The 21,073-nt window shown below is 50.6% G+C and carries 16 protein-coding genes; 12 read left to right on the top strand and 4 right to left on the bottom strand.

What is annotated here, in order from left to right:
- The first annotated feature begins 6 nt into the window (after positions 1-6).
- A complete protein-coding gene (locus AB1656_24110; GenBank protein ID MEW6238482.1) occupies positions 7-840 on the top strand; it encodes a hypothetical protein in 834 nt (277 codons plus the stop codon).
- A 105-nt stretch (positions 841-945) separates the two neighbouring features.
- On the opposite strand, the gene AB1656_24115 is transcribed toward AB1656_24110, so the two are convergent.
- Together AB1656_24115 and AB1656_24120 are read right to left on the bottom strand one after the other, a co-directional pair.
- Complete coding sequence (locus AB1656_24115) at positions 946-1,911, bottom strand: ribose-phosphate pyrophosphokinase (protein ID MEW6238483.1); 966 nt, start codon at positions 1,909-1,911, stop codon at positions 946-948.
- A gap of 45 nt (positions 1,912-1,956) precedes the next feature.
- The gene (locus tag AB1656_24120) at positions 1,957-3,141 is read right to left on the bottom strand and encodes an acetate/propionate family kinase (protein ID MEW6238484.1); all 1,185 of its coding nucleotides are present in this window, start codon (positions 3,139-3,141) and stop codon (positions 1,957-1,959) included.
- A gap of 437 nt (positions 3,142-3,578) precedes the next feature.
- On the opposite strand from AB1656_24120, the gene AB1656_24125 reads away from it, so the two are divergent.
- The 5 genes from AB1656_24125 to AB1656_24145 all read left to right on the top strand — a co-directional run bounded on the left by AB1656_24125 (position 3,579) and on the right by AB1656_24145 (position 9,401).
- On the top strand, positions 3,579-5,327 hold the full coding sequence (locus AB1656_24125; GenBank protein MEW6238485.1) for a sugar-binding protein: 1,749 nt from the start codon (positions 3,579-3,581) through the stop codon (positions 5,325-5,327).
- Positions 5,328-5,780: 453 nt separating this feature from the next.
- Positions 5,781-6,119, top strand: coding sequence for an STAS domain-containing protein (locus tag AB1656_24130; GenBank protein ID MEW6238486.1), 339 nt, complete (start codon positions 5,781-5,783; stop codon positions 6,117-6,119).
- A 33-nt stretch (positions 6,120-6,152) separates the two neighbouring features.
- Entirely contained in the window at positions 6,153-6,581 is a 429-nt protein-coding gene (locus tag AB1656_24135; protein MEW6238487.1) for a hypothetical protein, read from the top strand.
- 294 nt (positions 6,582-6,875) lie between these two features.
- Positions 6,876-8,030 (top strand): Gfo/Idh/MocA family oxidoreductase, encoded by a 1,155-nt coding sequence (locus AB1656_24140; GenBank protein ID MEW6238488.1) that lies wholly within the window; start codon positions 6,876-6,878, stop codon positions 8,028-8,030.
- Between the two features lie 117 nt (positions 8,031-8,147).
- The gene (locus AB1656_24145; GenBank protein ID MEW6238489.1) at positions 8,148-9,401 is read left to right on the top strand and encodes a Gfo/Idh/MocA family oxidoreductase; all 1,254 of its coding nucleotides are present in this window, start codon (positions 8,148-8,150) and stop codon (positions 9,399-9,401) included.
- Positions 9,402-9,508: 107 nt separating this feature from the next.
- Here AB1656_24145 and AB1656_24150 read toward each other — a convergent pair whose 3' ends face one another.
- Positions 9,509-9,742 (bottom strand): hypothetical protein, encoded by a 234-nt coding sequence (locus AB1656_24150; GenBank protein ID MEW6238490.1) that lies wholly within the window; start codon positions 9,740-9,742, stop codon positions 9,509-9,511.
- A gap of 110 nt (positions 9,743-9,852) precedes the next feature.
- Between AB1656_24150 and AB1656_24155 the strand changes: the two genes are divergently transcribed.
- The 6 genes from AB1656_24155 (at position 9,853) to AB1656_24180 (ending at position 18,329) form a co-directional block, all read left to right on the top strand.
- The gene (locus AB1656_24155) at positions 9,853-10,887 is read left to right on the top strand and encodes a hypothetical protein (GenBank protein MEW6238491.1); all 1,035 of its coding nucleotides are present in this window, start codon (positions 9,853-9,855) and stop codon (positions 10,885-10,887) included.
- 9 nt (positions 10,888-10,896) lie between these two features.
- Positions 10,897-11,376 carry a hypothetical protein gene (locus AB1656_24160; protein MEW6238492.1) on the top strand — a complete coding sequence of 160 codons (480 nt, stop codon included), beginning with the start codon at positions 10,897-10,899 and terminating at the stop codon, positions 11,374-11,376.
- Between the two features lie 22 nt (positions 11,377-11,398).
- Entirely contained in the window at positions 11,399-12,799 is a 1,401-nt protein-coding gene (locus tag AB1656_24165; GenBank protein ID MEW6238493.1) for an MBOAT family O-acyltransferase, read from the top strand.
- 10 nt (positions 12,800-12,809) lie between these two features.
- Positions 12,810-13,973: a hypothetical protein gene (locus AB1656_24170; GenBank protein MEW6238494.1), complete on the top strand. Its 1,164-nt coding sequence runs from the start codon at positions 12,810-12,812 to the stop codon at positions 13,971-13,973.
- 326 nt (positions 13,974-14,299) lie between these two features.
- Positions 14,300-17,431 carry a DEAD/DEAH box helicase gene (locus AB1656_24175; GenBank protein MEW6238495.1) on the top strand — a complete coding sequence of 1,044 codons (3,132 nt, stop codon included), beginning with the start codon at positions 14,300-14,302 and terminating at the stop codon, positions 17,429-17,431.
- A gap of 13 nt (positions 17,432-17,444) precedes the next feature.
- On the top strand, positions 17,445-18,329 hold the full coding sequence (locus AB1656_24180; protein MEW6238496.1) for an SWIM zinc finger family protein: 885 nt from the start codon (positions 17,445-17,447) through the stop codon (positions 18,327-18,329).
- A 50-nt stretch (positions 18,330-18,379) separates the two neighbouring features.
- Here the strand turns inward: AB1656_24180 and AB1656_24185 are convergent, their stop codons facing one another.
- Positions 18,380-21,043 carry a formylglycine-generating enzyme family protein gene (locus tag AB1656_24185; protein MEW6238497.1) on the bottom strand — a complete coding sequence of 888 codons (2,664 nt, stop codon included), beginning with the start codon at positions 21,041-21,043 and terminating at the stop codon, positions 18,380-18,382.
- Between the last annotated feature and the right edge of the window lie 30 nt (positions 21,044-21,073).

Here is a 21,073-nt window from a genome sequence, read left to right on the forward strand (position 1 = left end):
GATTCTATGAAACTTCGGCGTTCGATTCTTGTAAGTTTTTTCATTGGGATTTTGACGATCTCCCTCTCTCCCGTTCGGGCTTTGGAAAACCAAGAAACGGCGTTAAAACCTTCGGCGAAGGCTGGATATCACATTTACGCCCACTCCCATAACGATTATGAACACGAGCGTCCCCTGTTGGACGCTTTGGATAACCGCTGCTACAGCGTGGAAGCGGATATCTGGCTGGTGGACGGAGAAATTCTGGTTTCCCATAACGAAGGAAAATACAAAGGCGGATTGAAGGAGCTTTATCTCGATCCTTTGCAGAAGTTGGTCGATCAAAAAGGCTTCGTCTTTGGAGACGGCGAAACGGTTTATTTATGGCTGGACATTAAAGATGCCCGCCCCGAATTGAGACCGGTTCTGCATGAGCTGCTGAATCGCTATTCCATGTTCACTGTCTATACCGATAAGGAAATCAAGGCGGGACCGGTTACGGCGATTTTGACGGGAGACGCGGAATCCAAAACCCGGTTCGTCGAACAATTCCCCGTCCGGAAATTCTGCCGCGACAGCAATGACTATAAATCCGGCGATCCCAAAGCGGACAATCGATGGACATGGTACGCCCCGAATTGGAGGAATTATATCCAATGGAATGGAGTAGGCGAAATCGCGCCTGAGCAATACGCAAAACTAGTGGAAATGGTCAACGACGTTCACGCCAAGGGGCGAAAAATCCGCTTTTGGAGCGTTCCCGACAAACCCAGTTTTTGGAAATTGGCGCTGGAAACCGGAATCGATCTCATCAATACCGACAACCTGACGGATTTGAATCGATTTCTGGAACAACAATAACAAACCTAATGAATTGATCCGTAGATCCATAGGATGGGCTCAAAGCGAAGCGTAACCCACCACCATTCTTTTATCCACTTGTCACTCGCCACTTGTCACTGTTGTTTAAATATTTTCATAGGGTGAAAATAAAACGCTGACCGATTCGCCATTGTGAATCCGGCGGATAGCTTTGGCGAAGATTTCTGCAACGGACAGCGTTTTGATTTTATCGATTTTCTTTGGCCCTTCGACGGGGATCGTATTGGTTACGACGACCTCGCTCAGATTGGATTTCTGAATCCTTTCCACGGCGTCCCCGCAAAGCACGGCGTGGACGACTCCGGCGCGGATGTCGGTTACGCCCTCGTCCGAAAGGCTATCGACGGTATTCAGCAACGACCCGCCAGTACTGATTTCGTCGTCGAAAATAATGGCTCTTTTCCCTTTCACGTCGCCGATGATGTGCTTGACGACGGCTTTATCCTTGTTGTCGATGCGCCGTTTATCGACGATGGCGAGAGGAAGATCGAGCAAGCGGGCGTATTTTTCGGCGCGTTTGGCGGCGCCCGCGTCAGGCGCGACAACGACGGTATTTTCCAAATTAGAATTTTTAAAGTAATCGATCAGAACCGGCGTAGCCAACAAATGATCCGTGGGAACGCGGAAAAAGCCTTGCACTTGGAACGAATGCAGGTTCATGGTCAATACCCGGTCCGCTCCCGCCGCTTCGATCAAATCCACCATCAGGCGGGCGGCGATGGAAATTCGGGGCTGGTCTTTCTTATCCGAACGCACATAGGGAAAATAGGGCAGCACCGCCGTGACTCTCGCCGCCGAGGCGTGTTTGAGCGCGTCAATCATGAGAAGCATTTCGATGATGCGGGTATTGACGGGACTGGTGGAAGTCTGAATGACGAAGGTATCGCATTCTCTGACGTTCTCCCCGATTTTGACGAAAAGGTTCTCGTTTTTAAATTCGATGATATCGACTTTGCCCAAAGGGATATCGAGATGGCGGCAGATTTCCTCGGCCAAGGGCCGGTTGGACAATCCCGCAAATACCTTTAATACTCTTCCATCCGCTCTCACATTTTCCTCCATTTTGCGTAGTCAAAATCGCCGGCGGCGTTCCTTTCAACTTTGTAATTTCTGGTAGGCGGCGCGAGCTACGATCAATTCTTCATTCGTGGGAATCACCCAGATCGAGACGGGGGAATCCTCCTCCGAAATGAGCGCTTCCTCGCCGGAACACGATCTATTTTTATCCCGATTCAAGCGAATTCCCAAGTGCTCCAAGCCTTGGCAGACCGCCTGCCGCACGCGAAATCCCCTTTCTCCAATCCCTCCAGCGAATGCCAAAACGTCCAATCCGCCGAGAGCGGCGTAATAGGCGCCGATGTACTTTTTCACCGCATAGGCGAAAGCATCGAAGGCTAGTTGCGCTTGCCGGTCGCCTTTATCCATGGCGGCTTCGATGTCCCGCATATCCTCTGATACGCCGGAAAGGCCCAGAAGGCCGCTTTCCTTGGTTAATTTTTTATTGATTTCCTCGATGGAGCAGCCTTCCTGCCGCATGACGAACAAGACGGCGAAGGGATCCAATTCGCCAATGCGCGTCCCATGAAATACGCCGCTTTGAGGCGTAAAGCCCAGGCTGGTATCGATGGATTTCCCGCCGGAAATGGCGCAAAGCGACGAACTGCCGCCTAAATGGCAAGAAATCGCTTTGAGTTTTTCTATGGGCCGTTCCGTCAATTGAGGAATACGTTCGGAAACGTAGCGATGCGATGCGCCGTGGAAGCCATAGCGCTGAATGCCGTAATTCTCTCTCCATTCCTTGGGTACAGGATAGACGCGGGCGTACTCAGGCATCGTAAGGTGAAAAGCCGGTTCGAAAAGCCCAATCAGTGGAGCGTTTGGCAACAATTCCCGAAACAATTTAATCGCCTTGATATAAGGTGGATTATGGGCGGGAGCGAGGAATACGTAATCCTCCATCGCTTGCAATACGTCATCATCCAATCGCTCGCATCCCACGAAGCCTTTGGCGATCACGGTTTTAAAGGCGACGCAATCCAATTCGGAAACGGAAGCGATTACGTCTTCCTTCAGCCGGTCGAGGATAAACTCGATCGCTTCCCGGTGAGTATTGAATGCTTGTTCGACATTTCCTTTTCGTCCGCCATGATCCCAAGAAGCGACGCCCTTGCCGGCGCCGATTCTCTCAAGGCGGCCAAAAGCTAATAAGTCTTCCCTAGGAAGATCGTATAAACGGTATTTCAAGGAGGTGCTGCCTACATTGGTTACTAAAATACGCATATCGACCTCAAAAAAACAATCATGGAATAAATCGGTTGACTGAAACCAACAGCGAAGATATTTGGAATAACTATAGATGCGAAGCCGCAAATCGCGCAATCCATAATAAGGACGCCGCAGGTTTTTTTTTAACGGCGAAAGAACAATTTAGAAAATTTATTCTTGACTTCATGGTTTAAATATTGTAAATTCATACGATTAAATTAATATTCGAAACACAGATATAGCGAAGCATTCTTAATTTGTAATAAAGCGGGAATGGGAAAAAGAGCGCAAGCGCTTTTCCCTTTTATTTCCGCTTGGCGGGATAGAAGGCGTATCCATGCGAATACCGCCATAGAAAGGAGGCAAGTCGATATAGAAAAAAAAATAAGAACAAAAAAGAAGAAGACGATGGAATGAATGGAAAATCATATGAAACTTGTATGGGAGGAATTATGAACAAAAAAATTACTTTTCTAACATGTCTAGTATTATTAACCGTCCCCAATGTTTACTCTCAACCGCTAGGAATCTTCACCGATCAAACAGGCATCGGCGATGAAGGCATGGGAGCGGCCAGCTTCGCCAACGGCGTTTATAAGATCGAAGCCAGCGGCAGCGACATTTGGAACAACGCGGACGGTTGCTACTACGTCTATAAAGAGGTCGAAGGCGCTTTCATCATCGAAGGCGATCTCGAATGGGGCGACCAAATTATTCCTGGCGGCGGTCCCGATGCGGGTAACGACTGGAAAAAATTGGGCTTCATGGTTCGCGAAGATCCTAATGCGGCGGGTTCCCGTCATGTAACCGCCATATTGCGCAAGGATTACGGCTCCGATGTTCAATTCCGCGAAACGAAGGACGGCGCTTCCGGCGAAACGCCGGGTTTGACAGCTAAAGGGGCGGCAGACACGAACACTATCCGTCTGATGCGGGTTTTCAACGGTTTCACGATGATGCGCAAACAGACGGACGGCTCTTATAAAACTATCGGCTCCAAGCAGATGGACCTTCCTGCGAAAGTGAAACTGGGATTGGCGGTAACAGGGCATGACACGGCGGCATTGGAAACGGGCATTTTCAAGAATGTAACCATTACGTCGATTCCCGTCAGCATTGAAGTTGCGCGATCCAGCTCGCAAACAACCTTCCTGCCAGGCGTACCGGTTCCAGGAATCAAGTTGACGGTAACGATAGAAACCGGTAAAACCGCCGATGTAACCGTGACGGAAACTCTTCCCGTAGGTTGGACAATCAATAAAACCACTCCTACAACCGGCGTAACGGTTGCGGGAAATATTCTCACCTGGAAACTGACTGGCGCCTCCGGCTCGAAGACGTTAACTTACGATCTAAAACCGGCGGCGGACGCGGGCGAGGGAGTAATCCTTTCGGGAACGGCGGCGGACGCCAGCGGCAATATTTTTGGAATCATCGGATTCGCAAGTCTGGATTTGGAAGGCGCCAGCACCGCCAAAGCGCCTATGATTACCACTAACAAAGTTACGCTCGATGGAAATATAAGCGCGGGCGAGTACGAAGGCGCTTACCTTTTTAAATTCGATCGAGCCAACGCCGTAGCGCCCGGCGTTCTTATCAGCGGCCCCAGCTACACGCCCGAACAATCGAGCCTGACGATTCGCGTTTTCCATGACGCCGATAATATCTATGTCGCCATGGATATGGTCGATCCATTAGTGGATTACACATCGTCCGCCAATGTATGGGAATGCGATGGAGTCGAGCTGTATCTGGATGGAGACTACAGCAAATCCAATCCCAAAGACGCCAACATGTTTGGATTCCAAGCCACGGTTATCGGCAACGGCGTAAGAACCGCAGGCAACGATCCTCCGACGCCCGTTGAACTTCCCGGCGGCGGATATGCGTCCGACGACGGCCAATATTGGAATTTCGGCGCCAAGGGGAAAGCGGACAATTCGGGATTTATCGTGGAGTACAAAGTCGATAAAAACATGGTTCTCGATCCGCTCACGATTAAAATCGTCGGCTTCGATATCGGAGTCAACGATGCCAGCAACACCGGCGTCCGGACAGGCAAGTGGGCCTGGTGGCACTTCGATATGGATACGGGTTTGCGTAAGGATTCCTGGAACGACGAACGCGGATGGGGCACGCTCGAACTGCTGAGCGGCGCATTGCCTCCGCCCGTCAATGTTTCGGATTGGTCCTTGTTCTGAAATTTTTAGGAACAATCGTACAGTTGAATTTTCAATAGTCTCATGCCGGGGCGGCGCTTTTCTCAAACGCCGCCCCGTTTTTATGTTTCTGTTTTATGTGGATATCAAGAGAAAAATCGATTAACGATTAAGCATCTCGCTTATGGAATCGGAGAACGCTGGCATCACGCCCGCTAAAAACGATGCGGACAATATAAACCGCGCTCCCGCTTACCCCGCGTTATCTCTAGCGCTTCTTGAAACAAAAAAAACAATCCCATCCGCTTCTCTCAATAAAACTTTAATTTAAATCCCATATTCGTGGTATAATCATTCTTGATAACACGGCCTTTGCGTATATCGAAAAGGAAATACCTTATTAGCGAATTGCGATGCATTGAATAAAGCCCGCCATGAGATCGCTCCATCCTACGCATTTTTTTTGCAAAAAAGGCGGCGAAGGAGGATAAGCTCATGAATATGCTGGAGAGAATGGAAAAGGGAGTCGTCGTGCTTCAACCTTTGCAAAGAATCGACGCTTCGGTTTGCCCGGAATTTTCCTGCCGTTTAAGCAAAGCGGTGCATGAGGGATCGGGTAAAGTGCTGCTCGATCTATCCCAAGCCGTATTTATCAGCAGCTCGACGTTGAGCGTATTGATGGCGGCGCAAAAACAATCCCTCGCGGAAGGCGGAGTCTTGGCGCTTTGCGCGCCGAATCAAGCGGTCAAAGATTTACTGAGCGTCGTTCATCTGGAAAATAGTTTCTCCATTTACGATAATTATCGGGAAGCGTTGGAAGCCCTTCACGATTGATGCATCGAACGCTGGAGAAATGGAGAGGATGCAATGCCTATCGACAATTGTTCCCGGTGCGGCGAACTATTCAACAAGATTAAATACAACATCTGCAATAAATGCCTGGAAGAGGAAGAATCGTTATTACGAGACGCCAAGGATTATCTCCTCGAACATCCCAACGCCATGATTATCGAATTGGTGGAAGAGTTGGAAATCGAAGAATGGATGTTTGAAAAATGGATCCGGGAAAAGCGCATCCAGATATTGTCGCCGGAAGAAATGATGAAGAAACGGCATTGCGTTCAATGCGGCCGCGAGTTGAAGGACGATAACGCAATGTACTGCAAAAACTGCATGTTCAAACAGACGCTGCAAAAAAAAGTCGAGGAAAAAGAGGAAGCGCCAAAAGTAAAAGAAGAGCCGCTCTCCTACGATCGCCGCGGAATGCACTATAAGAAATTCAAGCCGTCGCACTGAATTTTCCAGTTTCATTACAAAACATTTAAAATTGTAGGATGGGTCACGCTGTTTGACCCATCCATAACTCCATTCCATAAATATCGATGGATCAAAAAACGCGACACATCCTTCTTTTCCGATCTTTACCCAAAAGTAGTAGTGATTAATTAAAATAGTGGATTACGCTTTGGTGGACTACGCTTCGCTTTTAGCCCACCCTACGATTATTGGCAAAGATTCAAGCGGCGATTGTCCCTATCAACGGAAATCGTTAAGATGGCGTTGAAGATTTCATAAAGAAAGGGAAGCAATATGCCGTTAAAAACCTTGCGCGTGGGCATGGCGGGTCATGGATTTATGGGGAAAATGCACGGGCATGCCTACCGTTCCCTAGGATTCTATTACGATCCCCCTCCCGCAAAAATCGTCCTGGCCGGCGTGGCGGCGAAAACGGAAGCAAGTTGGAAGCGCGCCGTGGACGAATGGGGATTCGAATTCGGAACAACGGATTTTAGGGAACTCTGTTCCCGAAGCGATATCGATATTATCGATTGTTGTACGCCGAACTATCTCCATAAAGACGTTTTGCTCGCCGCTTTGGAAAACGGCAAGCATGTTTATATGGATAAACCTTTATGTTGTTCGCTCGCGGAAGCGAAGTCGATGGCGGAGGCGGCCGCCCGCCATCCCGAATGCGTCACTCAGATGACGTTTCAATACCGTTTCGTCCCCGCCATGCTGCGCGCCAAACAACTCATGGAAGCGGGGGCGCTGGGGCGCGTCTTCTCGGCGCGAGTGTGCTATCTTCACGCGGGCTACGTCGATCCCAACCGTCCGGCGTCCTGGCGGCTCGATATGGCGCAAAGCGGCCCCGGCGGCGCGCTCTTCGACTTGGGAGCGCATGTTGTAGACCTGACGCGTCATTTATTAGGCGACTTCGCCGAAGTCTTCCACCTCGGCGAGACCTTCATCAAAGAACGGCCGCTTAAGAACGATCCATCGCGCAAAGTTCCCGTCGAAGTCGACGACCTATCGATTATGCTCTTCCGCCTAAAAAACGGCGCCGTGGGAACGCTGGAATCGTCGCGTCTGGCAACAGGCGTACAAGACGAAGTGCGCTTTGAAGCCCACGGAAGCAAGGGCGCCATCCGCTTCAATCTCATGCAACCCAATTTTCTCGAATTTTTCGACGGTTCTTCGCCGGAAGGAATCTACGGCGGGGATCGCGGCTTTAAAGCCATCGAATGCGTCTCTCGCTACCCCAAACCTTTCACGCTTCCCGGACCGAAAAACACCATCGGTTGGGAACGCTTCCATGTTCATAGCATTTTCAACTTCGTCTCCTGCGCGGCGCAGGGCGTCCACGCACAGCCGGATATTCTCGAGGGCGCCAAGACTCAAGCCGTTTTGGAAGCCGCTTTGGAAGCCAGCCGGACTGAACGTTGGACGGCGGTTCCGGAAATATAGTTTCAACTCCTCTTTTCCTGGACGGCTTGATTCGCCGGAAAAATTCTGGGATAAATTGGATGTTTTGGATCATGAATATATAAATAATAAGATTACCTATTCGAAGGAGCCAAAACCATGAGCAACCTTCCTGAACGAAAAAATGACGATCATCATCCCGCCGCTCGCCGCCGGGATTTTCTTAAAACCAGCGGCGTTTCTCTTGCCGGTTTGGCTCTCGCCTCGCAAGCGGGGCAAGCCGTCGATACGGCGCCGAAAAAAATCCGCATCGGAGTCGTCGGCGGCGGATTCGGTTGTTCTTTCCAATGGCATGAGCATCCAGATTGCGTCGTGGCGGCGGTCAGCGATCTGCGACCCGAACGGCGCGAGCGATTAATGAATGTCTATAGTTGCGATAAAGCCTACGGCTCGTTGGAAGAACTGGTAAAGGCGAAAGATATCGACGCTGTAGCCATCTTCACGGACGGGCCGCTGCACGTCCAGCATGTCGTAGAAGCCATGAAGAACGGCAAGCACGCCATCAGCGCCGTCCCCGCCGCTTACGGCTCAATGAAACAGGCCGATCTTCTGCACGATACGGTAAGAAAATACAGCCTTACATACATGATGGCGGAAACCAGCTATTACCAGCAAAAAACCATCTCCGCCCGTAAGTTTTATCAGGAAGGCAGATTCGGCGAACTCTACTACTGCGAATCGGAATATCAGCATGACGGCCTGGAAAGCCTCTATATGGAAAACGGCCAGCGCACCTGGCGCTACGGCATGGCGCCCATGCACTATCCCACGCATTGCACGGCGCATCTGCTCGGCGTTACGGGCGAACGGTTAGTTAAAGTAATGTGCAATGGCTGGGGCGACGACGATCCCATCTTGAAGGATAACGTTTATAAGAATCCTTTCTGGACGGAATCGGCCATGTTCAGCACCGACCGGGGGCACGGCTTCCGCGTTAACGTTTGGTGGAAAGGCGCTCATCGCGGCTGCGAGCGCGCCCAGTGGATCGGCGATAAGATGAGCTTTTACGACGCTCATCCCAACGGCGTGGGGCCGGTAATCGTCCGCAAGGGCGATCAAACGGAAAAGGACGACGCGGGCTATGTACGCAACCTTCCCCAATTCGAACAGTATCAACAAGTGCAATGGTGGAAGACGGATTTGCTTCCCGAACCGTTGCGCCGCGATACCGGCCACGAAGGCTCCCATGCGTTTTTGACGCACGAATTCATCGACGCCCTGACGCATGGCCGCCGTCCGACGGTCGATGTCTACGAAGCGCTGGCCTATACGGTTCCAGGCATCATCGCCCATCAATCGGCGTTGAAAAAAGGCGAACAGATGAAGATTCCGCAATTCCCTAGACCTGCGTAAGGTTTAGGCGAAAGGATTGAAGGGGTGGCAAGGGCAAGGTCGTTTCTGCCCTTGACAAATCCCTCCGAGTTGTGGGAATAGGTCAAAGATGGCTAAGGTAACTCATGTTACGCAGCAAATACTTTCAGGCCATTAGAAATATCATTCCAAACAAACGTTGAGGCTTCCATGATTATCACTCTTTCGAAACGTGAAAAGAGTCGAAAGCCGTGAAATTTCTTCTCCCAGCCTTGAAAGGCAGGGCTATTGTCAAATGCCCCTTTAAAGGGGCAAACGATAATAGCCCGCCGTTTCAACGGCGGGGCGAGGAAGGGATTCCTGTTTCGCGTCTTTCTTTTCATTTCGAGTTTTCGTGATTCAATCGACGAGAGTAAGAGATTCCTTTAATGATTCATTGCGCGTTACATGAGTAATGTAAATGTCATTTAAGGGATTAAGGAGTATCAATCTCATGAATAGATTATGGAAAGTCATTTCCATTCTCAGTGCGTTAACGCTAGGCGCAATGGGTTCGGAGCAAGACGCCCGCGTCGATCAACTGGTGAATGAAATCGCGAACAAAGGATGGATCGCCTACAGCGCCCGCAGCGACAATGGAACCTGGGATATATTTTTTTCCCGGCCCGACGGTTCGCAACGGCGCAATATCTCCAATACGGCGGATTACGAAGAAGCCGCTCCTCTATTTTCCTGCGACGGAAAGCGGATGCTCTATCGCCGCATCGCCAAAGGCGCCACGATCAATCATGATCTGTGGGGTTTTCAAGGCCAATTGATTTTGGCGGATGCCGACGGCGGCCATCCACAAGTTTTTGGTAAAGACGCCGAATACGCCTGGGCCTCCTGGTCTCCGGACGCGAAACAGATTCTATGCTTGACTCGAAAAGAAATTCAAATCGTCAATATTGCCGATAAGAAGATCGAACGAACGCTTCCCCGCAAAGGCATCTATCAGCAACTCTTCTGGTCGGCGGACGGCCAATGGTTTACCGGCACGGGCAACATCGGCGGGCAGCAATGGTGCGTCGTGAGGATGAATGCTCAGAGCGGCGTCGTCAATCCGGTTATCATTTTTCAAAGTTGCACTCCCGACTGGTTTCCCGACTCCAAGCGCGTGATTTTCTCTTCCCGACCCGCCAACCAATCCCCCACTAACGAATACGGTTGGACGCAACTGTACGCCGTCGACGGCGACGGCCAGAATTTGCAGCTGATCTACGGAGAAGACGGCAATCATATTTACAGCGGCTCCATCTCTCCCGATGGCAAGTATGTTCTCTTTACCAAATGCCCCAAAGACGGCGGCGCTTCGGAAGAATCGGGCGCCCCCATCTGCGTTATGCGCATGGACGACGCGCCCAGCATCGGCGGCGAAAGCAAGGACTTGCGCCGGGCGCATCCTCAAACGAAAGACGGTCCCATCCTCACGCTGACGGCGGGATGGGAACCGTGCTGGACCTATGCGGAATTGGGAGAAAGGAAATAAGTTCCAACTATGAAAACGACTCATAAACGACGCTGCGTTTCACTTGGTTTGATTTTATTCGTAGGACTAATCAATCTGTCGTGCGGAAAAAAAACCGATACGGGCGAAGACCCGAAGGTAACAACGATGGGCAGTTTGGAAGTAACCGCCAAACTAGTGGAAATCAAAGGCGAACTTCCCGACATCCCCCTCTACGATTACGCTTTCGTATTCAAATATGAAGTATTGAAAACTTACCGGGGGCAGTTGGACGCCAAGACGATTTACGTCGGGCAATACAATCCCCTGAAGCCCCGCAGCAGCGTCGCCGACGCTCGTTCCGGCGAGATCGGCGGAAATCTGAAAAAATTCCAGGTCGGCGATATTCACCGCCTGGCGTTGGAGGTTCCCATCGACGATTATTTCATGGGGGGAATTGTCAATCGCTATTTCGAAGAGAACGTCAGCCCCATCTATTGGGCCGTATGGACAAACCTGGTTATCGAATAACCTCGAAGGCGAATAGCAACCTATGGTCTTCACATCCCATATTTTTATCTTTTATTTTCTCCCCATCGTTCTGGCGATTTATTACTTGCTTCCCTTCAAGCGGAATTTTTTTCTGCTCACCGCCAGTTATGTTTTTTATGGATGGTGGAATCCGTGGTTCGCGTTTTTGATGTTGCTGGCCACGGCGATTAATTATTGGGGCGGGCGCATGATCTCGCAATCTCCTCCCGGTTCTCCCCGCCGCCATACCGCGCTCATCGCCTCCGTCGCCGCCAGCCTCAGCATGTTGGGTTTTTTCAAATATTTTATGTTCATGGAAGGCAACGTCAATTTTATGCTGCGGCTCTTCGGCGCCAATGCGCTGCCCATCCTTGAAGTTACGCTGCCGATCGGCATTTCCTTCTTCATTTTCCAGAGCATCAGTTACACCATCGACGTATACCGCCAAGAATCGCCGCCGGTGCGTTCCTTCTCCGATTTCGCTTGTTTCGTGGCTTTGTTCCCCCAACTCATCGCCGGTCCTATCGTGCGCTACAACACCATCGCCGAGCAACTCGTCGAACGGACGCATTCGCGGGAAAAATTCGCTTCTGGAATTGCGCTGTTTATTTTGGGCTTCGCCAAGAAACTCTTTTTAGCCAATATTATCGGGCAATCGGCGGATGCTGTCTTCAACGCGGAAGCGCCGGGAATGTTGGACGCCTGGTTCGGCGTTACGGCTTACGCCTTTCAGATTTATTTCGATTTTTCCGCCTATTCCGACATGGCCATCGGCCTGGGGCGCATGTTCGGCTTCGAATTTCTGCGCAATTTCAACGCGCCCTATCACGCCGACAGCATCACCGAATTCTGGCGGCGATGGCACATTTCGCTCTCCACATTTCTGCGGGATTATCTCTATATTCCCCTCGGCGGAAATCGCTATGGCCCCCGCCGCACGTACATTAACCTGACGATTACCATGCTGCTCGGCGGCCTCTGGCACGGCGCCAGCTGGGTTTTCGTGATTTGGGGAGCTTATCATGGCGCGCTGCTGGCCTTCGAGCGCTGGCGAGGCAAGAAGAGCGTCTACGAGAAGCTGCCCCGTCCAGTGCGCGTCGGCGTAACGTTCGTGCTGGTATTGTTTTCCTGGGTGTTGTTCCGCTGCCCCACATTGGAAGGCGCGTCGCGATTCTTCCAGGCGATGTTCGGCATGGCTGGCGCCAGCGGCGGTTCCATCCTGTTGGGAGCGGAAATCTATACCCAAGGCCAATTTCTTATGATGACTCTCTGCGCTCTGTTGGCGTTTCAGAAAAAGCAGGCGTTCGATTGGGCCGTCAACATTACCTGGACGAAGGCGATTGTATTAATCGTTCTTTTTATATTCTCGTTAATGGCGATGTTCGCCCAATCGTTCAATCCATTCTTGTATTATCAATTTTAGGAGAATTTCCATGACGCAAGCGCGTGGAAAAGAGATTTTTCTGATAGCGGCTTTTTTAACGATTATTTTCGGGGCTGGTCTGATTCAAGCGGGCGTCGAGATGAGCCAAAGCGAAAAGCCCCAAGTACTCGAACTATTCCAGCAAAAACCTACATCGAGCCATCTCCGTTCCTTCGAAAAAAATCTAGAGCGATCTAGTTGGTTTTCCCAAAAATTGCAACCCGTCATGCGTTGGCTTCAATATGAAATTCTCAAAGATGCAGGCGACAAAGCGCTTATGGGCCGCGATGGATGGTTCTTTTACAAACCGAGCGTTCAGTTTCTCATTGAGTGGTGGCCCATGCCCAAAACCGCTTTCACCAACCTGATCGCAAAGACCGCCTTGGCGGAAGCAGAAAATCCCGTTCCCGCTATTCTTCATTTCCGCGATCAACTGGCGGCGCGGGGAATCCAACTGTTGGTTATGCCCGCTCCCAGCAAAGCCAGCATTTATCCGAATAAACTCGTTTCCCGCGCCGTGGATGAAGAGCGGCCAGTTTATATTCACGCGAAGAAAGTAATGGAGGAGTTGCAAAAATCCGGCGTGGATGTACTCGATCTTTTTGACGTTTTCGCAAAGACTCCGCCTCCTCCAGGAGAAGAGTATTACCTGGCTCAAGATACCCACTGGTCGCCGCAAGGCACGAAATTGGCGGCGCATGCGGCCGCCCGCAGAATTCTCGAACGCGGCTGGCTGGACAAAGGAACCACTGCCTACGAACTGAAACCGGCGCCAGTGCGGCGGCATGGCGACGTGCTGCGAATGATGGACCTCCCGCAAGCCGCTCGCGATTATGTCCAGGAAGATTTGCATTGCGAGCAAGTCGTACAGAACGGCGGCGAACTCTTCCACAACGATTCCCAATCGGAAATCCTCGTCATCGGCGACAGTTTTTTGCGCATCTACGAATTGGACGAGCCGAAATCGGCGGGCTTTATTGCTCACTTGTCCCGCGAACTGCAACGCCCCGTCGCCTCCATCGTCAACGACGGCGGCGCCTCGACGCTCGTAAGGCAGGAGCTAGCCCGCAAATCCTCCCTGCTCGCCAATAAAAAAGCGCTGCTATGGGAATTCGTCGACCGAGACATCCGCTTCGGAACGGAAGGCTGGCGCAAAATACCCTTGCCGCAGTGAGAAGTTCATCCCGCTCCAACCGTCTTCCACCCATTATCCTAAAAACGGCAATTGGCAATGGATTTAAGAATATTAATTCTTGTTTTTCAATTGTTGCGTAATGGAATTCTTATTACCCAAAAGGAGAGAGGAACATATTTCATAAGCCACTGAATTTCTTTTACTAATCACTTGTCACTCGTTACTAATCACTATTTTTAGGATTATTCGTCCTCTTCCCAAGAGACAATGGTTCGATTTTAATATCGCAAACCGCTATTTAAATTTCTTATCCTAAAGGACGGCTTCGATTCCGTTTGCAATTTTCGTTTGTGGAGTAGATATCGATGATTATTCTTCATGCCGGTTGGGTTGAGGAAAGGCTATGGATTTGGGGCGAAACGCCAAACGAACTAACAACATCTTCTTCCAGTCTGCGTTCTTTGCGAAACAACTCTTCTATTCCATTTTATTCTTATGACGCCGGTTTCGCTTTATTATCCGAAACGCTTTTCGCCGCCAGTTTAGCGCCTAGCTTTCCCCAAAAAGATTCCCGCGAGTTGTTCGCCTGGATTCCTGCAAAAGGAGAGCGCCCCTTTGCTTCCAGCCCCTTGATCGGCGAACCTCCCGTCTTGCGCCGGAAAACCGCGCTCGTTCCCTGGCGGATAACAGCCTTGCCTCTCGCCGCCGGTTCGCTGATTTCCTTTCTTTGTTCATGCGTCAATAAAGAGATGTTTTCGCCGGGCGTCTTGTTGGGCGCCGATCTGAAATACTGGGCGGGGGGTTTTCGATTCGCCGGAAGCCTCGCGGCGCGTCAGCAATTTCTTCCCGCTATCGTCGAAGACAAAAACGTTTTCCGGGCGCGATGGAAACCTGTCCTCGGCGGGGAAGACGTAAAACGAAAAACCTTGTTGGCTAAGGCTATGCCCGCCGCCTGCCGCGCTCTTTCCTTGGAGGAAAACAGCGTGCCTGACGCCGCGCCGGAAACAATAGCAATCCAATTTATCGAGGCGATCGTCGACGGTCTGGCGCGTTCGCAGAAACCGAAGATGGCATCCTTCCCTTCCATCAAAAAGAAACCCGAAAAAATAACTTCCTTCGACAGTCTGCACGACCAATGGCTTCATGCTTTACATTCCGCAGACGGCGAATTGGATGGCGGTTTAGACGAACTCCGGAAGTTAGCGGAAGATATCCGCGTTTGGCGGCGCCCAATGGATATCTCCGCATCGACGCCATTGCGTTTGTGCTTCCGCCTGGAAGAACCGGAAGAGGAATCCGAGTTGGAAAGAAAAAAGCGCGCCAAACGAAAAGACTGGTTTGTGCGTTATTTGCTGCAAGACGCCGCCGATCCCAGTCTGCTTATCCCCGTCATGGACGCATGGACTCCAAAAAAACGAACCGCCAAACTCTTGGAGCGTCCCCATTTTTCGCCTACGGAATATCTTTTGTTCTCTCTTGGCCAAGCGTCGAATGTTTGCGTTCCCATCGAGGCCAGTTTGAAATCGGCCGCTCCGGCGGGATATGAAGCCAGCGCCGAGGGCGCATTGGAATTCCTCAACGAAAGCGCGCTCTTGCTCGAACAGATGGGATTCGGCGTATTGCTGCCTTCCTGGTGGACGGGAAAAGGGACCAAACAGCGCCTATCGCTGAAAGCGAAAGTAAAAAGCCCGGCGATGCAAGGCGGCGGGGGATTGTCGCTCGACGAGATAATTCAATTCCAATGGCAGGCGGCGCTGGGAGACGAGGAAATTTCTCTCAATGAACTCCTGGAACTCGCGGAGATGAAATCCTCTTTGGTAAAAATGCGCGGCCAATGGGTGCATATTCATCCGGACGAAATTCAACAGGCGATCGAATTCTGGAAGAAAAAGACGAACGAACAGACGACGCTCCGCGACGTTATCCAAATGGCCTTGGGAAAAGCGAATGCGCCAAGAGGTTTCGATTTCGCGGGCGTAGCGGCGGAGGGCTGGGTCGCCGATTTTCTGGATCGGCTGAACGGAAACGCTTCCTTCGAAGAGCAATCGCCGCATCCGAATTTTCAAGGTGAATTGCGTCCCTATCAAAGGCGGGGCTATTCGTGGCTCTCTTTTCTCCGAGAGTGGGGATTGGGCGCATGTCTGGCCGACGATATGGGGTTGGGAAAAACCATCCAGGCGTTGGCCCTATTCCAAAACGAACGGCATAACAATGGCCAAGCCCCGGTGCTTCTGGTTTGCCCGACTTCTGTCGTGGGGAACTGGCAGAAAGAAGCGGAGCGTTTCACTCCCGACTTGTCCGTCATGATTCATCACGGCCTTACGCGCAAGAAGGGGGAGGCGTTCGTTAAGAATGCGTCCCAAAACGCTATTGTGATTACTAGCTATGCGCTGCTGCATCGCGATTTCGAAATTCTCAAAGATATCCGTTGGAGCGGCGTCGTTCTGGACGAAGCGCAAAACATTAAAAATCCCGAAACCAAACAGGCCAAAGCGGCGCGATCCCTTCCCGCCGATTACCGCATCGCCTTGACCGGTACGCCGGTGGAAAATAACGTCGGCGACTTATGGTCTATCATGGAATTTCTCAATCCCGGCTTTTTGGGAACGCAAAAAGAATTCAAAGAAACCTTTTTCATCCCCATCCAGGCCCTGCGCGATCAAGAGGCCATCCAGCGGTTGAAACGTTTTACAGGACCGTTCATTCTCCGGCGTTTGAAGACGGACAAAACGATCATTTCCGATCTTCCCGAAAAAATGGAAATGAAAGTGTATTGCAACCTGACCAAGGAGCAGGCGTCGCTGTATGCGGCGGTGGTGAAAGACGCCGAAGAACAATTGGAATCCTCCGAAGGAATCCAGCGCAAAGGCGTCGTCCTGGCCACGCTTTCCAAACTGAAACAAGTCTGCAATCACCCCGCCCAGTTTTTAGGCGATAATTCCGCCATTCCGCAACGGTCGGGAAAATTGGCGCGTTTGACGGAGATGCTCGAAGAAGTTCTCGCGGTGAAAGACCGGGCGGTGATCTTTTCGCAATTCTCCGAAATGGGCGGCATCCTCCAACGGCATCTCCAAGAAGTATTCGGACAGGAAATATTCTTCCTGCATGGAGGAACGCCGAAGAAGCACAGAGACCGCATGGTGGAGCAGTTTCAAAAGGACGGCGGTCCCAATTTCTTCATCCTATCCCTGAAAGCCGGAGGCACGGGATTGAACCTGACGCAAGCCAATCACGTGTTCCATTTCGATCGATGGTGGAATCCGGCGGTGGAAAACCAGGCGACAGACCGCGCCTTCCGCATCGGACAGACGAAAAACGTCCAGGTGCATAAATTCCTCTGCGCCGGGACTCTGGAAGAGCGCATCGATGAAATGATCGAAAGCAAAAAAGAGATCGCCGGCGGCGTCGTGGGAACCGGCGAAGCCTGGCTCACCGAACTCTCCACGAAGGAACTGAAGAAACTGTTTGCGCTGAGTCAAGACGCGGTTTCCGAATAAATGAGGTCTAATTATGGTTCGCGGACGAAGATACTCCTATTACGATTTCGGATATTATCCCCCTTCCACTCCCCTTGAAGCGAAAGGGGGCATCAAGGCGCAATCTAAGAAAGGAGCATTCGCCCAGAAATGGTGGGCGAAGCGATGGATCGAGGTCTTGGAGAGTTTCCAAATCGGAGCTCGTTTGGGCCGGGGACGCTCCTACGCCCGCCGAGGACAGGTGCTCTCCGTCGATATCGAGAAGGGCGCCATCAAAGCCGCCGTGCAAGGCTCGCGGCCCAAGCCTTATTCCGTCTCCATTCAAGTCAAGCAATTGACTGCGGCGGAGTGGAAAAAAATCGTTGAACAGATTTCCCAACAGCCTCTTTTCGCCGCCAAACTCTTGGCGGGCGAAATGCCGGAAGATATCGAATACGTCTTCCATGATTTGGCGCTTTCCCTCTTTCCCTCGAAATTCATCGACTTGAAAACAGAATGCAGCTGCCCGGATTGGTCGAATCCCTGCAAACATATCGCGGCGGTCTTTTATCTTCTCGGCGAGGAATTCGACCGCGATCCCTTTTTGATCTTCAAAATGCGCGGCCTAACGCGGGATGAATTGCTTTCCCGTCTTACGCCCGTCAAACCAACGGCGAATCATTCCCCCCAATCCGAAACAATCAAAGCCTCTCCCGAACCTCTCCCGGCAGACGAACATGCGTTTTGGCAGGGCGGCGACCTGAAAGAAGAACTTTGGGGGACGGCGAGCATTCCACAAACGCCCGCGGCGCTGCCGAAGCGATTGGGAAATTTCCCCTTTTGGCGAGGAAAAGAATCGTTCCTATCCGTTATGGAAGAATATTATATCCAGGCTTCCCAGCATGGCCTGAATGCGTTCCTAGGCGAACCGCTGGAATAATAGGCGTATTCATATCGAGAATGTATACATTAATCATCATCGCATGTTTTTCATTCTCCCATCCCCAGGACCGGCTCCCAGACGAGGCGAAGGCCTATTCCATAATCATTTCTAGACGTTGTACTCTGGAAATAGCGTTTCGCCGACCGGACATCGCAATAATAAGCGCCGCCGCCTCGGCATACATAATTGATACCAGAGCTTGGCCCGGTTGGATCGATTTGTTCCTTGCTGATATACTGTCCAAACCAATCCTGGCAACGTTCATAAACATTTCCGCTCATATCAAATAAGCCCCAGGCGTTCGGCAGCTTTAAGCCCACAGGGAAGAAAGTTTTTGTCGACGCGCTTACATAATAACACATACGCTTCATTTTCCCATCGCTCCCTAATTCATCTTCCCCCCAATAGTATCTTGTCGTCGTTCCTGCGCGGCAGGCGTATTCCCACTCCGCCTCCGTCGGCAAAAGGAATATCCCCAGTCCTAATCCATTTAACTTTAGCAAATAGGACTGGATAGATTGAAATGTTATTTTATCGACGGGAATATCGTCTTTATCGCTGCGTCTTCCCATCAGAGCATACCACTGCGCATTAGTCGTTTCATATTTGCTTAAGTAAAATGGTTTCGTCAATGTGACCGTATGCTGGATTTCCGACGATCCACGACATATTTCGCCTTCTGGACTTCCCATTCGAAACGTTCCAGGCTGAATATAAACGAAATCAAGCGGAATATTATTGTCAGGCAATCCAGGAAGTAATATCCTGTGCATTTCCATTTCAGTGTTCAAAGTCCATTCGCTTTCCATAACTCGTTTCACGCCGTCCGTGGAAAATCCGACAACACGAAAGCGATAGCATTTGCCTTTTTGAGGACCTTCCCGATAGGCAGGAGAAATAAAAAATTGGCTTTTCGGCGACCATTCGAAATAGCGAATCTCGCCGCTTCCCGTACTTCCTAAAAAATCATGGCCAATCATCTCGTTCACAGTTACGCGGACATGATAATTCTTTATCAAAGAGGAATCTTCGCCGAAATTCCAAGCGATTAGAATCGATCTCCCATCGGAAACGCTAGATTCCGGACTCAGCCAATCCATCGGCGGGTGGATATTTCCCGTCATCAAGTTCGTATGCGCAATAACTCGTCCGGCGGGGACATCCGGCATAGGAATCGTAGGCATAGGCGCCGGTTCTTCTCCTTCTTGAATCATCCGCACTGGCGCCGATTGCTCCAATATGATTCGCGGACCGGATGCTATCCCCAAAGGATATACGCGAAATTGGTAAGCATGATTGAATTGCGGGCCATTTTGATATAGCGGATCAACATTTGGAGCATTTAAATGCCAATCCCAGCTTCTCGCGTCTGTGACGCAACGAGTGAGGAATTGATATCCTAAACCGTCCTGGCGGACATAAATATCCCAACCTTGAACGTCTGAAATATCGCTGTCCCACGCAATCGTAAGATTAACCGCATCGGGAGCGTCGAAGTCGTTTTTCCCTGTAAGATCGTCCGTCGCGCCTGGCTCATCGTAAACATGAACGGCAGTCATCGACTTTAAAACTATGGGAGAGGCCGTGGGCGAATGAGTAACTGTTGGCGTAAATGTAGGCGTAATCGTATATGTAGGCGTAATCGTCGCTGTGGGCGTGAATGTTGGATAAGGCGGCCCCCAATATCTAGCACCCCCCCCTTCAATCGGCCCCCAGCGTTTTCCTGTATAATCGACATGATATACAAAAAATCCATAAGTATGGCCAAATTCTGGGCCATTGCGAAATTTCAAATTGACCATTGGCGAATCCGGTTCCCAAATAAAATGAAAAGGCCGTTCGATCGACCATTGGCTTCCAAGATATTCAGGATTATTACGGTCTTTTTTGTCAACCATTACGAAAATTTGAAATTCTTGAAAATAAGTGCCATCACCGCTTTTTTCCCACCAAATCGCCAATTCTTTTTCTTCTTCCGTATCATAATCGTCATAATGTAAATACTCTGTGGAGTACCTGTCATCCGTAACTGCTACTTCGCATTCATGAACGGGGGGATAGGCGATGAATCTTGTCGGCGTCGTCAAGAAGGGCGGCGTTGGAGTAAACGTTGGAAGAGGCGCCTCGACATCGCCCTTTTCATACGTTACGGGATAATAGGTATAATATCCAATGCCTGCCATTATGCCGCGTTTTGTAACAGGAAATACATGAAAGGAATAAAGGTTTCCAAACACAGGACCGTAGCGAAAAGACTGAGTCGTAAGTTGCGTACCTGTCTTCCATATAAAAATATAGGGAGGTCTGTTTGTATTCGTATGCCCTAAATACTGATATTCTTTTTTGGCTAAAGATAAATGCACATGATAATCGACGATATCCGGATTGCTTTTTTCCGATTCGCTGGGATTCCATCGCAAAACCAATTCTCTGTCGGTAGCGCCGTCATAATCCACCCACCCGCCCAAATCGTCGAAGGTATATTGATTATCTGTAACAATCATCCCATTGGCGGGCATAGCCGGATTCCAAGTCGGCCAAGGAGTAAGGGGAGTCGGCCATTCGGTTGGCGTAAAAGTTAGCGTCGGCGTAGCGGTAGGCGTCTCTCTCGCCGCTTTCGGCGGCGGCGTTGGCGTGGGAGAGTAATACTGCGCATTGGCGATAATCGATTGGATTAGAAGAAGAGATATTGCATAATTGATTGTTTTCATTGCGTTTCCCCCATCATTCCTTTTAGAACC

This window comes from Candidatus Omnitrophota bacterium (assembly GCA_040755155.1).
GTDB lineage: Bacteria > Hinthialibacterota > Hinthialibacteria > Hinthialibacterales > Hinthialibacteraceae > JBFMBP01.